Origin of the sequence: Arcicella lustrica (assembly GCF_034930985.1) — a bacterium.
Lineage (GTDB): Bacteria > Bacteroidota > Bacteroidia > Cytophagales > Spirosomataceae > Arcicella > Arcicella lustrica.
In genome coordinates, this window is the sequence record NZ_JAYGIM010000017.1 from 21,196 (window position 1) to 36,424 (window position 15,229).

Consider the following 15,229-nt stretch of genomic DNA (forward strand, 5'->3'; position numbering starts at 1 on the left):
AAAATATGGTATGATTAACAAAGCATTTTTTCATCAAGAGTATCGATATACATTACATGGTAATGCTTATAAATCAAATATAATTTTTATTAGTGTTTCTAAACCACAATTTTAGAAAAGTATGAAAAGAGAATATCATAAATGGTTTAGTAATTATCTACAGAAAGATATGGAAATGCTAGTTTTCGGTCATGCCGGAGCTAGGGTTTTATTTTTTCCTACTCGTGGTGCTCGTTTTTATGATTATGAAGATTGGCATGTAATAGATGCCATTAAAGATAAAATAGAAGCAGGTTATTTACAGATTTTTTGTGTTGATAGCGTAGATGCTGAAAGCCTTTACAGTGTTGAAAGTTCGCCGAGTTATCGTATTCAAAGACACATGCAATACGAAGAATACATCATTAATGAAGTGTTGCCTTTTACTCGACAAATCAATCCAGACATGACGATGATTTCGGCGGGTTGTAGTTTAGGTGCTTATCATGCTATGAATGTTGCCACAAAATACCCCCAGTTTTTTACAAGGGTTGTCGGAATGAGCGGGCGTTATGATTTAACTTGGCAAGTTGGTGTTTTCAAGGATTTGTTTGATGGCTATCATGACGAAAATATTTATTATAACAATCCTGTTCAATTTATTCCTAACATTAATGATGAAAATATACTAAATGAACTGAGAAGAGTAGAGTTTATTTTAGCAATTGGTCAGGATGATGCTTTTCTTGAAAACAATAAGTATTTTAGCGATATTCTCTGGAGAAAAGGAATTGTCAATAAATTATACGTTTGGGACGAAGAAGCTCATAAAGCTCGATATTGGCGTAAAATGGTTCAGTTATATTTATAAAACCAATATTTTGACGTTAAAAAGCCATTAACATCATAAACTTAAAGTTTGAATGTTAATGGCTTTTTTATGTATTTTCTTAAAACTTACTCTTCAGAAGCTGCTTCAACTTGTAATTTATCCGTCACATCATTTCCTAGATATTTATCAATCAAATTATGAGCCAAGTAAATAATTGGCGTTAATAAAATTGCCGTAAAGAATTTATACAAATAACTGTTTAATGAAGTAGAAAGCCATTGGTCAATTGTCCAATTCCCGAAAAGTACAAATGCAATTCCGATTACAACAAAGCTGTCAATTAATTGTGAAACTAAAGTAGAACCAGTGGCACGCAACCAGATTTTTTTGCTATCTGTTACTTTTCTAATCGCATGAAAAATATAGGCATCTAATAGTTGACTAATCAAAAATGCTGTCAATGAGCCAGTAATAATTCCCAAACCTTGTCTGAAAATTTTCCCAAAAGCATAATCAATATTAAAGTTATCAGTGCCTTTGTTTACTTCTAACCAAAAAGGAGCTGGAGTAAGGAGCGTAGCACCATAAATAATAATAAAGCAATATGCTATAAAACCAGCGGCTAAATAGGATACTCTTTTAACGCCCCTTTTTCCAAAATATTCATTAATAATATCAGAAGTAATAAATACAAATGGCCAGTTTAATGCACCAGCGGTTTGGTTAATATCCCAAGTTCCTAAAAAGGTTTGTAAATGAAGTGGTTTAAAACCAAAAGTAGATTCTACAGAAAATATTTTAACACCAATAATTTCAGCGACAATAGCATTTGATAAAAAAATGCCAAATAGGAAGATGAATAATTTGTTTCTTTTGGAGCTAAGAATGGAAAATTTTGAGTTCATTATTTTTAAGAATGAATATTGATAAAAATAGAAAGTCAGATAAATACAAAAGAGGCTAGATGTTTGAAAATCTAACCTCTTTACGAAGATAACAAATTATGTTAAAAATTGTTGATTTCGATTGCTTATTTAGCTTGTGTAAGCAAAATGTATCTTTCCCAAAATCTAAATTTACTTTTTACGATGATTATCAAAATGAAGTGCGATTTTATTCATCGCCAATTCTAATTGCTCCAAATGTGGAAGAAAAACGATTCTGAAATGGTCTGGTTCTTTGAAGTTAAAGCCTCTACCCCCAACAACCAAAATACGTTGATCTTCTAATAAACTCAATACGAAATCGCCATCATTTTTGAAATCAAATTGCTTTAAATCAAACTTTGGAAATAAGTACATTGCACCTTTTGGTCGTACACAAGTTACACCCGGAATAGCAACAAGTTTTTCATGGGCTAAGTGCATTTGCTTGTACAAACGCCCAGTTGGAGCGACTAAATCATTAATCGACTGATAACCACCTAAAGCCGTTTGAATACCATATTGTGTAATAACATTAGCGCACAAACGCATTGAAGCTAAAAAAGTAAGTCCTTCAACATACGATTTTGCCTTATGCTTTGCGCCAGTCAAAATCATCCAGCCACCACGGAAACCTGCAGCACGGTAATTTTTTGACATACCACCCATTGTTACAATTAAAGTATCTTCCGACATTCCAGCTGTAGAATGATGAATGGCTCCATCATAAAGAATTTTATCGTAAATCTCATCAGCAAAAACAATCAGCTTATGTTTTTCAGCAAGTCTAACAATACCTTCAACAATTTCCTTGTCATAAACAGCTCCAGTCGGATTGTTTGGGTTAATTAAAACAATTCCACGAGTTTTTTTGGTAATTTTTGATTCAATATCCTTTAAGTCTGGATTCCAGTCAGAAGATTCGTCACATACATAATGTACAGGAGTTCCACCAGCGAGTCCCACAGAGGTTGTCCAAAGTGGATAATCTGGAGATGGAATCAAAATTTCATCATGAGGATTTAATAAAGCCATCATTGTTAATGAAATCAACTCGCTTACACCGTTACCTATATATATATCTTCAATTTCAATATTTTTTACTCCTCTACTTTGATAATATTGCATAACGGCCTTTCTGGCGGCGAAAAGTCCTCTGGAATCAGCATATCCTTGTGCGTTGCGAATGTTCATGATAATATCATGAATGATTTCCTCAGGGGTTTCAAAACCAAATGTCGCCGGATTGCCAATATTTAACGAAGTAATTTTATAGCCTTCACGTTGTAATTGAAGTGCTTTTTCGTAAACTGGCCCACGAATATCGTAGCGTAGCGAATCAAGGCGACTACTTTTTAAGATTTCCATGCAATATTATTTTTACATTGTTGTTTGAAAGCCAAACATATAGATTGAAAATAAGCTATTGTTTGATTTTCAATTTTGAGTCTGCAAAGGTGGGAAAAAATAAGCAAATACACTTAACTGAAAATCAAAAAAGGTTTATTGAAAGCTAACTTGTTTCAATAAACCTTAATAAATATTTAAAAATTGTATTATTTTACCGTTTCTCAAACCATTGTTCAAATAGAAAATTGATGTTACTTCTTTCAGATGTATAGTTTAGTTGAACATATTTTGCTTGAGTATTTGCCTCTAAGAAAATACCACCACGGATAGAAGTATGCGGCGCTAAAGTTGTGGCTTTGAAGTTTTCATTCATCCAAGTATTTTGTTCCCCACTAAGTTTGTCCATTCTTGAATAATAATGTTCATGGTCTGCAATGCGTTTAATTTGCGCTACTTGTACCATTGTTTCTCCTATATTCGCATTTCGCCAAGCCCTTTCTGGATTTCTATTCGAAGAACTTGCAATCATTGCCACAATGCCTCCTATAAATAAAACAGTATTGACCGTTTTCGCTCTTTTGATTTTCGTTTCCTCATAATTCATTTCTTGGCGTACTTTACTTAACTCTTCTTCGGGTTCAACAGCTTCATAACTATAAGTGTATTGTCCATTCGCAGAAATCAATTGATTTTTATTAATATCAAGAGGTATTGCTTTGAAATCTTTAGGTGAAATAGTAAGAGGTTCGTCGGTATTATTAAAGAGTTCAACATCGAAAACCATATATTTTTGATAACGTCCATCATAAGATGCTACGATTTTTACCTCATTATTTTCTTGTTTAACGATTTCTTTGCCATTATCAACAATACTTTCTTGTTCAATCGGACGCATTTTCATGATATTTACTGAAGAACAAGAAATAAATAAGCTCGAGCAGCATAGTATTTTTAGGTATTTGATCATTTTTTTCAGAATTATTAAAGATTATTGATAGAACATTGACATACAAAATATAGTTTTCCCCTACACACAAAAGCTAATTTTTATAAAAATGAGATGAAGAAAATGAAAATATTGAAAAAATATTAATTTTTTTTGGCTTCTAAGTGGTATAATAACCTTTTGATTATCAATTTTGTAAGAAAATGTTATCAAATAAGGTTAAAATTATTTCATTTTTTTTTTGAGAGAGGGCTTGCGAAATAGAAAAATCGCCGTACCTTTGCATCACCTAAACACAACGACAGTATCACAAGCGATACTAAATGTGTTAAGGAGAGTTGCCTGAGAGGCCGAAAGGAGCCGTTTGCTAAACTGCCGTACCTCACAAGGGTACCGAGGGTTCGAATCCCTCACTCTCCGCTTAGAAGTAATGATTATTTCTAGCAAGGGAATATTTCGGGGTGTAGCGTAGCCCGGTATCGCGCTTGGTTTGGGACCAAGAGGTCGTAGGTTCGAATCCTGCCACCCCGACATTTTAAATGTGTTAGTTTGAAGATTTGAGAATTTGAAAATTCATTTCCTTGATTTTCAAATCTTAGAGGTCTCAGATTAACACATTTTTTTTAGGTTCCATAGCTCAGCTGGATAGAGCAACTGCCTTCTAAGCAGTAGGTCTCAGGTTCGAATCCTGATGGAATCACTTTTATTAAAAACCGCTTAGATTCGCTTTCTAAGCGGTTTTTTTGTAGGAAAATACTTTCGATAACGCAAACTCATCCTATGAACCTTTATAAAAACCTGTCGATTATCGCTACAGTAATACTGTTGTTATTTTCAATGTTGAGTGTTTATTACGGAATAATTTCTCCTCCTCCATTAGTTACTTATACTACCGACGAACATTTTATTAGTGAATCAGGCGTTTTCCTTTGGTATGGATGTACGCCAAGAACTTTAGAATGGGCAGGTTTGCCTAGTATTTTTATCGCTTACTCCTTATTTATCATACAGTGTGTATCACAGATTGTGAACCATTTTTCTGAACTCCATCAAATTACTGACTTTTTGAGAATTTTTGATGATAGTGCTTATTATTACTTAAATCATCGAAACGAATTTGTTCTTTGGGAGCGTGCAGCTCAAATTATCATTGTTGGAATTATTCTTTTCAATACTGTTCGGTTTATTCTAAAATCATCCCATTTTTTGTTGACAAATCATACAAAAGTAATTTTGGTATTATTATGTGTATGTGTTGAATCTATTTGGGTGACCATTACACTTATCAGACCAGAAGCTATTTCTGGAAGTTTATTTATTTATCTTGTTCTTAGGATTTTATTTACAGAAAAAATTACACCACAAATAGCTACTACGATATTTATACTTTTTATCGTAACTGTTTCTCAGCGATTAATTTTCTTATTTATTACTCCATTTATCATTGGAAGCCTGGCTATTCATTTGCGTGCGCAAAAAATTGCACTTAAAACATATTTGAACTATTTTTTAGTAATTCTATTCGCCTTATTTACTTTTATCCCATTTGCGCTTACAGATACTTTTGTGGTATTGAAATCTTTTTTTGGTGTAATTTTTATCAAAATGCACCAAAGTCCGATGCCAACATTCTTTAATTATGCTTTTATCTTGGACTTTCTATCGAGTCCGATGAATATATTCTTCACAATTTGTACGATTGTTGGAACTTGGTTTTTATTGAAGGTTTATCCTTCCAAAACAATCATACTTATGTATCTAGGTAATTTGTTGTTTTTCTTATTTACTTCGTTAAAATCAGCTCAATTATATCCTTCTCATCTTTTTCCAGCAACCATGATGTCAATTATCTTAATTGGTTTTGGTTTTGTTGGGGTAATCCAAACACAAAAGGAAGACTTAAAGAAGTATTTGGTAACAGTATTTTGCTTACTATTAGTCGTTAATTCAGGATATGGTATCTATCATAACAATAAAAGAATGGCTGCTGAACAAATAAATTTGGCGGAGGCAATTAGTTGGATTAATTCTTTGGACAACAACGAGACAATCGCTTTAGAGCTAGATTTTGATGGATTTATTCCAAAGAATTTAGCCTGTTTGGAAAGAGAAAAACAAGCCAATATTAGTGAAGCTTACAGAGTAGATAAATTAAGTAAACTATTAAAAATTCCAGTATCAGATTCTACTCAACAAGTGAATGCTTTACCAATTATTGCGCAAGCTTTTGCTAGTGAAGATGAAAAACTAATGGATGTTGAATATCAAATTTTACTAAAAAATATTCATACAGATTCTTCAAAACGATTTAATACTTATTATTTCTTTGATACGAGTAGTATGATGAGCCATTGTATGGTTCGTGATGAAGCCTATCAGAAATTTGAGGAAAACCAGTATCATTATTTGATAAGTGCTAAGCAATTGACAAAGTATAAACCAATCAAGGCATTTGATAAAGACGGTGGAGCAAAGTATTGGGTGTATGAACAGAAAGGTTTTAGTAAAGTACTAGCTGACTAACAGCTTAAATTTGTTATTTTTGTAATTATGAAAGCGTACTTTAATTTTAAATATAGTATTCAGTCACTTGGTTTGTTCATAGTATTTATGGGAAACCCATTGATTTTCTTTTTTAAAGAAGTTTTAGGCTTTGGAGGAAGTTCAACTTTTACGATAGGAAGCTTATTTTTAGGGTTAATTTTAATGATTTCTCCTTCAGATATTTTTAGAAAGTTCTACAAACCCAATATTCCTATTTTTAGGGTTGCTAGCTTTTTCTTGATTCTAGCATTATTGGCTTGTTTGTTTTATAACCCGTTTTTTGGATATGATAGAGACCGTACTGCATTTATAAGAGACATAGGAAACTTCATTTTTATTTTTGCATTCTTTTTTTTGGTATTAAGTGTTTCGAACGATATTGCTGATTACTTTTTACCTGTAGCCATTTTGCTTACTTTTTTAGGAAGTATATGTTTGATTTATTCAATGGCAACAAATCCTCTGTTTATTATTGGTCAAAGAGCAACGGTTGTTTTTGGTGATGGAACAACTACTGCAAGTGGAAATCCTCACGTATATGCAAGGAATGCTTTTGCAGGCGTCTTTGCTTCTTATTTTTTCTTGAAATCAAAAAGTCTTTTTTGGAAATTATTATCATTTGCCAACTTAATCTTATCAGTAATTGTAATTATTCTTGCTCAAGCAAGGTCAATATTGCTGGCATTTTTATTTGCTGTTGCTTTGTTTTTTTACTTCAATGTAACAAGAGAGTCTGTATCTGGATTTATTAGAGGTATCTTCAAACCTTTAAACCTAATAGGTATTTTCTTGTTTATTGCAGGAGTAATTTACTTTATAAGTACTCAGCAAAGGATTGTTGACATTATTGATTTATATTATAATACATTCTTAGATACTTTTTCAAGAGCTTTATTAACTGCCTTTGGATTACAAGATGAAAAAACGGTAGATTATTCAGCATTGGGGAGAGTAAACAATATTGATAATATCATATTTATTTTTTCTGAAATTCCTTATGCTTTTATATTGGGTGGAGGTTTTAGGTTTATTTATGTAGATGTCCCGATTATTGAAACATTTGTAGATTTAGGCGTAGCGGGAATAGTTTCTTTTTCATTATTCAACTACATGATTTTTAAAGAGGCTATTTATACTTTAAAATGGAAAGTAAATCCCTTTGCCTGTTTTATAGCCTATTTTTACATGACTTATTTTGTAGGGATTTTTACTGGAGGTGAACCATACGGAACTTCTTACTGGTTTATTTTTGGAGTAGCTATTCGTTTTTTGGGCGTTAAATATTTAGAGAAAAATCCTGAAAATAATTCATCAGAAGACGAACTTTCACCTGTTCAGCCACCTGTTCTTACTTCGTAAAAATGAAGGTTTTAATTGTTCATAATCAACTTTGGGCTCATTACAAAGCCATTGTTTTCAACGAATTACAACTAATTTCAAATCAAGAAAATGATTTTGAGCTTTTGGTTTTACAATTAGCCAGAATTGAAAAAAGTAGATTGAAATTTGATGATACAAGTGTATTTAAGCATCAATACAACTATCAACTTTTGCATGATGGTGTGCTTGAAGATTTAAGCTTAAAACAAAGGGTTCTCGGAATTTTACGAACAATTCAGAGCTATCGCCCTGATATTGTTAACTTGACTGGCTACTATGATTTGGCTTCATTAATTGTTCTATGGTATTGTAAACTGACAGGAATAAAAACTGTACTTTCCAATGAATCTACAAGTGGTGATCATACTCGTAACTTTTTAAAAGAGTTGTTTAAATCACTTTTTATCATAAAGCTTTTTGATGGATTTTTTAATTTTGGACAACAATCTAAAGGGTATATGTTAGCTTTGGGAGCAAAGGCTTCGCAAATGTTGGTTAATAGAAATTGTGTTGATAATCAATTACTTGAAGAGATTTATAAGGAAAATTATCAACAAAGAGCAACCAAACAAGCTTCACTGAAATTACCCAAACATAATTTTATTTTTGTAGGTCGATTAATTGAGTTTAAAAATTTATTTAAACTGATTGATGCCTTTAAAATAGCACAAAAAAGAGAAGATTGGGGCTTAATAATACTTGGTGATGGTGATTTGAAAGCTACTTTAAAGCAATATGCTCAAGATTTAGGAGTACAAAATGTGTTCTTCTTTGAAGGTGTGAACTGGCAACAAGTTCCCCAATATTTATCATTGAGCGACGTGTTGGTATTACCAAGTTTTTCTGAACCTTGGGGTTTGGTAGTTAACGAGGCGATGGCTTGCGGCTTACCAATAGCAGTTTCAAACAAATGTGGTTGTGCTGCCGAATTAGTAAAAGAATCTGAAAATGGATTCACGTTTAATCCAGAAAATGTTAACGAAATAGCTGAGACATTAGTGAAGTTTATGGATAAAAAGCTAGATTTGGTGAAAATGGGAGAGGTTTCAAAACAAATAATCCAAGAATATTCACCCATTAATGTGGCGAAAGAAATGTTTCAGGGCTATCAAAAATTATGTCATCCAAAAAAGTAATTAATTCAATTCAGTTTTTAAGAGGTTTTGCGGCTTTTGTGGTAGTTTTTTATCATATCGGTGGCTACATCAAAAAGAATTTTCCAGTCGATTTTTTAGGAGATTTTTTTGGTTTTGGCTTTGCTGGTGTCGATTTGTTCTTTGTTATCAGCGGTTTTATTATTCATTTTACAAGTAAACAATATTTTGGTAAACCGAATTATTTACTAGAATACCTCAAAAAACGCTTTTTTAGAGTATTTCCGATATATTGGTTAGTGATGACGAGCCTATTTTTGTTAGGCTGGTTCATGAGTGATTTTCTTCATAAAGAAGTTTTAAATACTGCTTATCCTCATACATTTTCTGCTTATTTTCAAACCTATTTTTTAATTCCTTTTCACTTTGCTATCAATCCAGTTACTTGGACACTGAGTTACGAGTTGTTTTTTTATGGCTGTTTTGCCATTTTAATTCTCTCAAAAAGACTCTGGATTATGCCTGTAGCTATTTTGCTGATTTCGATACTGAATATGATTGTTGGAAATTCTTTCAACAACAAATATTACGATTTCGTTTTCAGTGGTTATAACCTTGAATTTTTCTTCGGCTTCATCATTTGTAAGTATTATGAACAATTCAAATTGAGTAATCTTCTTGCTTTTTTATTACTCATCATTGCCATTATAATTATCGTTATTTTTGGTTTTGAAATTAGTGATATTGATTATTGGCAACGTGTAGTGGTGTTTGGTTTTCCTTCTGGATTTATACTAATATCGTTGTTAAACCTTGAAGCAAATACTGCGATTACTGTACCAAAATTTACAATTTTACTTGGAGATGCTTCCTATGTTTTATATCTGATTCATTTTCCAATGTTACTTTTATTGAATAAAATGCCTTCAATTTTAGGAAGTACTTTGTCTGCTAGTCAAACAGTTTTTTACAATTATTTTATCGGAATCTTGATTCTTCTTGTAAGTATTTTGATTCATAAAATGATTGAAAAGCCACTTTCTAAGTACTTGATGAATGTATCCAAATGATAAAACCTGTGAGAATTCTAAATATTTGTGCCTATTCTTGGGACATTGGCGGGCCGCCCAAAATTATTTATGACCATGCCGTTGAGCAAATAAAACTTGGTGCTGAAGTAACCATATTAACCCCAATTACTGAAGGGCAAAAGCTATACGCTTTGCCAGAAGGAGTAAAAATTGTAGTGTGTAAAAGACATTGGTTAGCAAAATTATGGGCTGAATTTTCGCCTGAATTATTTTTTTGGATAAAAAAACATGGAAAAGAATATGATGTAATTCATATTCATGGGCTTTGGCATTTTGCGGGTTTAGCGCCATATTTAGCGGGTGTTAAAACGCCAAAATGTGTAACAATTCACGGCTTGCTCGACCGCTGGGCTTTGGCAAATGGTTATTGGAAGAAAAAACTTTTTGGTACACTTTTTCAAAAAAGTGTTTTGGATAAAACGGAATTGATTCAAATCAATAATCTTGACGAAAAAAATGATTTACAAAACTTTTTAGGACACACTCATCCAAATGTTAAAATTGTTCCAAATGGAATGAATTTGAGAAATTTTGAAAAGCTTCCAGAGAAAGGCATTTTTAAAGAAAAGTACAATATTCCAAAAGATAAAAAACTGATATTATTTTTAAGCAGGATAAATATTAAAAAAGGCTTAGATTTATTGTTGCCAGCTTTTAAAACAATTCTTGATAAAAGAAACGATTGTATTTTGGTTTTAGCTGGTCCAGACGATGGTTATTTAAGCGAAACAGAAAGATTTATTGAAACGGAATCATTACAAGAAAGTATCAAATTGGTAGGAATGTTGGTTGGCGAAGATAAATTAGCAGCTTTTGCAGATGCCGATATTTTTGTATTGCCATCACATTCAGAAGGCTTTTCGATTGCAACACTTGAAGCCTTAGTTTCTGGAATTCCATCTTTATTATCAGATAGAGTAGGTTTTGGTGAAAGTATTCGAGAAAGTAACGCCGCTCATTTAGTAGAATTGAATCCACAAAGTATTGTAAATGGATTGACCAAAATGCTTGATGATGAAAAGTATTGTGAACTTTTAGCCAACAATGGAAAAGCTTTGGTAAAAGAAAAATATGATATTGAATTAGTTGCCAAGAATTTATTTGAAGAGTTTAAGAAAATTGCTAAATAAGAATTAATGCAAGATATTTCCGTCATCATCCTTACTTTCAACGAAGAGAAACATATCAAAAGATGTATAGAATCTTTGTTGCTTTTTACTGATAAAATTTTCATTATTGATTCTGGCTCTACTGATAAAACTGTTGAAATAGCCGAATCTCTTGGTGCAAAAGTGGTACAGAATACTTGGGTGAATTATGCAGTTCAGTTTAATTTTGGTATTCAGAATAATCCTTTCAATACCAAATGGTTAATGAGGATGGATGCAGATGAGTATGTATTGCCTGAATTAGCGAAAGAAATTAACCAGAAATTGGGAAATATCACACCTGAAATTGCTGGAATGTATATCAAAAGAAGAGTAATTTTCATGGACAAATGGATTCGTCGTGGAGCTTATTATCCCATTTGGTTATTGAGAATTTGGCGAAATGGACAAGGTGCTTGTGAAGAGAGTTGGATGGATGAACACATTACTTTGACGACTGGAAAAACAATACAATTAGAAAACGATTTAGTAGATCACAATTTGAATAATCTTACTTGGTGGACACAGAAACACAATTTATACGCTATCAGAGAAGTAATTGATTTATTGAATATTAAATACAATTTCAGAAATTTTGAATCGGTAGAACCAAATTTCTTTGGTTCGCAAGAGCAAAGAACTAGATTTTTGAAAGTAAAATATGCTTCAATTCCATTGTTTATTCGTCCGATAATTTACTTTCTTTATCGATATATTTTTAGATTAGGATTTTTAGATGGAAAGCAAGGATTCATTTGGCATTTTTTACAAGGTTTCTGGTATAGATTTTTAGTAGATGCTAAGGTGTATGAAGTATATCATCGTGTAGGAAGAGACAAAAAAGCTATTGAAAAGTTTTTCAAGGAGGAATTTAATAAAGATTTAACGAAATGAAAAAAACAACAGATTTGTCTTTGTACGATAATGCTTGGTATAAACCTGGAGGCTTTATTAAAAGAACAATTTGGCATATTGTAGGGGCTATAGTCATCAATTCTAATATTCCATTTCCAGTGTCGTTTAAGATTTTTATGTTGAAATTGTTTGGAGCGAAGATAGGAAAAGGAGTAATGATTAAACCCCAAGTAACGATTAAATATCCTTGGTTTTTATCAATTGGAGATTACGTTTGGATTGGAGAAATGGTCTGGATTGATAATTTGGCAATGGTAAGCTTGGGAAATCATGTTTGTATTTCGCAAGGAGCGATGTTATTAACCGGAAATCATGATTATTCAAAAACAACTTTTGATTTAAAAGTAGCTGGGATTAATTTAGAAGATGGGGTTTGGATTGGCGCTAAATCTGTTGTTTGTCCGGGAGTATTGGCAAAATCTCATTCGGTTTTATCGGTTAATTCAGTGATGACAAAGCAAATGGAGGCATATACCATTTATCAGGGAAATCCAGCGAAAGAAATTAGACAAAGAAATATCATCAACTAAAGCGTTTGGTGCTTTTATATTTTAATTGTAATTTGTGTTGCATAGTACTACTTTAACCCTATTAGGATACTTCCTGACATTTTAGCTAAATTTTGAATTGATAATATACAACGATGACTAACTTCTTTTGGACATTTTATAACAACAACCTTTTCCATATCATTGTTTCGGCAGTGGTTGCTTGTGCTACATCAATTACTGCAATTCCTGTTATCATTAATATTTCCAGACTCAAGAATTTGGTTGCAACACCAGTAGAGAGAAGTTCTCATGAAGTTGCAACGCCTACTTTAGGTGGTGTAGCAGTCTTTGCTTCTACTTTAATTAGTTATTTTTTATGGGAAAACCCTGATGAAGGGCAGCTTATCCATCTTTCAATATCAGCGATTGTAATTTTGTTTTTTTTGGGCGTGAAAGACGATATACTTATCCTTGCACCCAAGAAGAAAATGTATATCCAAATTGCAGCTTCATTGCTCGTTGTTGTACTTGGTGACTTACGGATTGAAAACCTTTTTGGTATTTTTGGTATTTACTCAGTTCCCTATATTATTAGTTTGCCACTTACTGTTTTCGTTTTTATTGCTTTGATTAATGCTGTAAACCTAATTGATGGTATTGATGGCCTGATGGGAGGAATAGGAATGATAGCGGGAGGATTGTTCGGTATTTGGTTTTATTTGAACGAACATTATGCTTTGGCTTGTTTGGCGGCATCAATGTCTGGAGCCTTACTTGGTTTTTTGAGATTTAACTTTTCAAAAACCTCTAAAATATTTATGGGCGATACTGGGTCTTTGATTGTAGGCTTTATTTTAGCACTTTTTGCAGTTAGATTTATTCAGTTAAATATCCAATACAGATTCGACCCTAACAGTACTTTTGCTGCACCAATATTAGCCATTATAGTATTGGTTGTACCGATTTTTGATACATTAAGAGTATTTATTATTCGTCTGAAAAACAAGAAGTCTCCTTTTGTTGCTGATAGAAATCACTTACATCATCTTTTGATTGATAGTGGTCTCTCTCATTTTCAAGCTTCGCTAGTACTTTGGAGTTTTACGGTTATTGCTACCTTATTATTTGTTTTCATCAGCAGAAAAGCCGAAAATACTACTTCACTTTACTTATTATGTGCTTTGTTTGGCTTATATATGTTTACAGCACATTTACTGAAAAAAAATAATGAAAAGCATTTAAAGAAATTATCAAATGAAGTAAAATCTGAAGAAAAAACATCAAAAAAGAAATTACAATCAATTAACCAAGAAGTAATGAAAGCTTAGTTTTTATTCATTTTTCTTGAGCTTTCTTGTAGTTTTTGTTCAATTCTTTGAATTACTTTTTTGCTATTTTCTAATTGCTCACTTACTGAAGAATCTCCATTATTGTATTTATCTTGTAAATCTCTTCTAATGCTAATCCATTTGTCTTTTTGTTCTACGAGTGCATTATAGTTTTGTTCTTCTTTCTGAACATTGAAATTATTGGTTTTATTCTCCGATTTTTGTGGTGTTTTGGCTGGTTCTGAGCTTGGTAAATCAGCATTTGCTGTTTCTACTTTGCTAGTAATTGGTTTGGCATTTGGTTCATCAAATGAATTATTACTTTCGATATTTTCTTCCGTTGGATTACTTTCAAACGAATTGTCGGTAGCTTGATTAGACTGGAAAGGAGTAAGTGAATCTTTTTTAATAATGCTACTAACACTATCACTTGCAACGGCAGTTTGATTTGTTTGGCGATTGAAAAAGCCTGAAATGTCAAAAGTGTTTTTCCTTCCGTAAGAATAAACTAATAACCCAATGCCCAATAAAACAATTGGGATGAACAAGTATTTATCATTTGATTTAGTAATGAAAGGATTGTTTTCGTCAGAAATAATCGGAGTGATAGTTTTTTGTTGATCAATTACTTCTAAAACAACAACATTGTGTACGTTGTAAACATTGTATGGAGTATCAATATTGGCTATTTTTAATAAATTCAAGCAAGAATCTTTTGGACCTGAACTGTTTTGTAGAATTTCATCAATCTCATTATCTGATATTTTCTTACGTAAAGAATCTCCACAAATTAAAAGTTTATCACCTTCTTCAAGATGAAAACTGATAATTTCTAATTTTGACGGTCTAGCCAAAAACTGTAATTTCTGTCCTTTTCTACTAATATAACAGTGAGTATCGCTAATCCAATTTATTAAAGAAAGGTCTCCTAATTCCCAGAATGCTTGAAGTTCATGACTTGGATTTGATTTCTTAGCGAGCTTATTAGTGAACCTTTGTATTTTCAAAATGGAGTTCTCCAAAGTTCGATAAGTTTTATCAGACTCATTTAATTCAGAAGTATTTGTCATGATTTTGGTATCCATTCGAAAAAAGCTATAACTAAATAAAACAAAATATTTTTGATGTTTTCAATAATGTTCAACGCCGAAAATAATACGTTTAAAACATATATTCATTATCGAAATAATGATTACAAAAAGGATGCC

Annotated in this window: 13 protein-coding genes and 3 tRNA genes; 12 read left to right on the forward strand and 4 right to left on the reverse strand. The window is 32.1% G+C overall.

Features of this window, described 5'->3' with window-relative positions:
* Positions 1-121 precede the first annotated feature (121 nt).
* The gene (locus tag VB798_RS20560) at positions 122-850 is read left to right on the forward strand and encodes an esterase family protein (RefSeq protein ID WP_323325403.1); all 729 of its coding nucleotides are present in this window, start codon (positions 122-124) and stop codon (positions 848-850) included.
* Between the two features lie 86 nt (positions 851-936).
* Here the strand turns inward: VB798_RS20560 and VB798_RS20565 are convergent, their stop codons facing one another.
* The 3 genes from VB798_RS20565 to VB798_RS20575 all read right to left on the reverse strand — a co-directional run bounded on the left by VB798_RS20565 (position 937) and on the right by VB798_RS20575 (position 3,985).
* Positions 937-1,716 carry a queuosine precursor transporter gene (locus tag VB798_RS20565; RefSeq protein ID WP_323689119.1) on the reverse strand — a complete coding sequence of 260 codons (780 nt, stop codon included), beginning with the start codon at positions 1,714-1,716 and terminating at the stop codon, positions 937-939.
* A gap of 171 nt (positions 1,717-1,887) precedes the next feature.
* The gene (locus VB798_RS20570) at positions 1,888-3,102 is read right to left on the reverse strand and encodes a pyridoxal phosphate-dependent aminotransferase (RefSeq protein WP_323689120.1); all 1,215 of its coding nucleotides are present in this window, start codon (positions 3,100-3,102) and stop codon (positions 1,888-1,890) included.
* Positions 3,103-3,295: 193 nt separating this feature from the next.
* Positions 3,296-3,985 carry a hypothetical protein gene (locus VB798_RS20575; RefSeq protein WP_323689121.1) on the reverse strand — a complete coding sequence of 230 codons (690 nt, stop codon included), beginning with the start codon at positions 3,983-3,985 and terminating at the stop codon, positions 3,296-3,298.
* 377 nt (positions 3,986-4,362) lie between these two features.
* Here VB798_RS20575 and VB798_RS20580 point away from each other — a divergent pair.
* From VB798_RS20580 to VB798_RS20630, 11 genes are all read left to right on the forward strand, one after another.
* Positions 4,363-4,450, forward strand: a tRNA-Ser gene (locus tag VB798_RS20580).
* A gap of 37 nt (positions 4,451-4,487) precedes the next feature.
* A tRNA-Pro gene (locus tag VB798_RS20585) sits at positions 4,488-4,561 on the forward strand.
* Positions 4,562-4,656: 95 nt separating this feature from the next.
* Positions 4,657-4,730: transfer RNA gene (locus VB798_RS20590), tRNA-Arg, on the forward strand.
* Between the two features lie 80 nt (positions 4,731-4,810).
* Complete coding sequence (locus tag VB798_RS20595; protein ID WP_323689122.1) at positions 4,811-6,553, forward strand: hypothetical protein; 1,743 nt, start codon at positions 4,811-4,813, stop codon at positions 6,551-6,553.
* 87 nt (positions 6,554-6,640) lie between these two features.
* The gene (locus VB798_RS20600) at positions 6,641-7,933 is read left to right on the forward strand and encodes a hypothetical protein (protein ID WP_323689123.1); all 1,293 of its coding nucleotides are present in this window, start codon (positions 6,641-6,643) and stop codon (positions 7,931-7,933) included.
* 2 nt (positions 7,934-7,935) lie between these two features.
* Positions 7,936-9,090: a glycosyltransferase gene (locus VB798_RS20605; protein ID WP_323689124.1), complete on the forward strand. Its 1,155-nt coding sequence runs from the start codon at positions 7,936-7,938 to the stop codon at positions 9,088-9,090.
* Positions 9,072-10,118 carry an acyltransferase family protein gene (locus tag VB798_RS20610; protein ID WP_323689125.1) on the forward strand — a complete coding sequence of 349 codons (1,047 nt, stop codon included), beginning with the start codon at positions 9,072-9,074 and terminating at the stop codon, positions 10,116-10,118. The genes VB798_RS20605 and VB798_RS20610 overlap by 19 nt, the downstream gene beginning before the upstream one ends.
* Before the next feature lie 8 nt (positions 10,119-10,126).
* Positions 10,127-11,269 carry a glycosyltransferase gene (locus VB798_RS20615; RefSeq protein ID WP_323689126.1) on the forward strand — a complete coding sequence of 381 codons (1,143 nt, stop codon included), beginning with the start codon at positions 10,127-10,129 and terminating at the stop codon, positions 11,267-11,269.
* Positions 11,270-11,275: 6 nt separating this feature from the next.
* Positions 11,276-12,181, forward strand: coding sequence for a glycosyltransferase family 2 protein (locus VB798_RS20620; RefSeq protein ID WP_323689127.1), 906 nt, complete (start codon positions 11,276-11,278; stop codon positions 12,179-12,181).
* On the forward strand, positions 12,178-12,732 hold the full coding sequence (locus tag VB798_RS20625; RefSeq protein WP_323689128.1) for a WcaF family extracellular polysaccharide biosynthesis acetyltransferase: 555 nt from the start codon (positions 12,178-12,180) through the stop codon (positions 12,730-12,732). Before VB798_RS20620 ends, VB798_RS20625 begins: the two co-directional genes overlap by 4 nt.
* A 113-nt stretch (positions 12,733-12,845) precedes the next feature.
* Positions 12,846-14,021: a glycosyltransferase family 4 protein gene (locus VB798_RS20630; RefSeq protein WP_323689129.1), complete on the forward strand. Its 1,176-nt coding sequence runs from the start codon at positions 12,846-12,848 to the stop codon at positions 14,019-14,021.
* Here the strand turns inward: VB798_RS20630 and VB798_RS20635 are convergent.
* Entirely contained in the window at positions 14,018-15,091 is a 1,074-nt protein-coding gene (locus VB798_RS20635; protein WP_323689130.1) for a hypothetical protein, read from the reverse strand. The genes VB798_RS20630 and VB798_RS20635 overlap by 4 nt on opposite strands.
* Positions 15,092-15,229 lie beyond the last annotated feature (138 nt).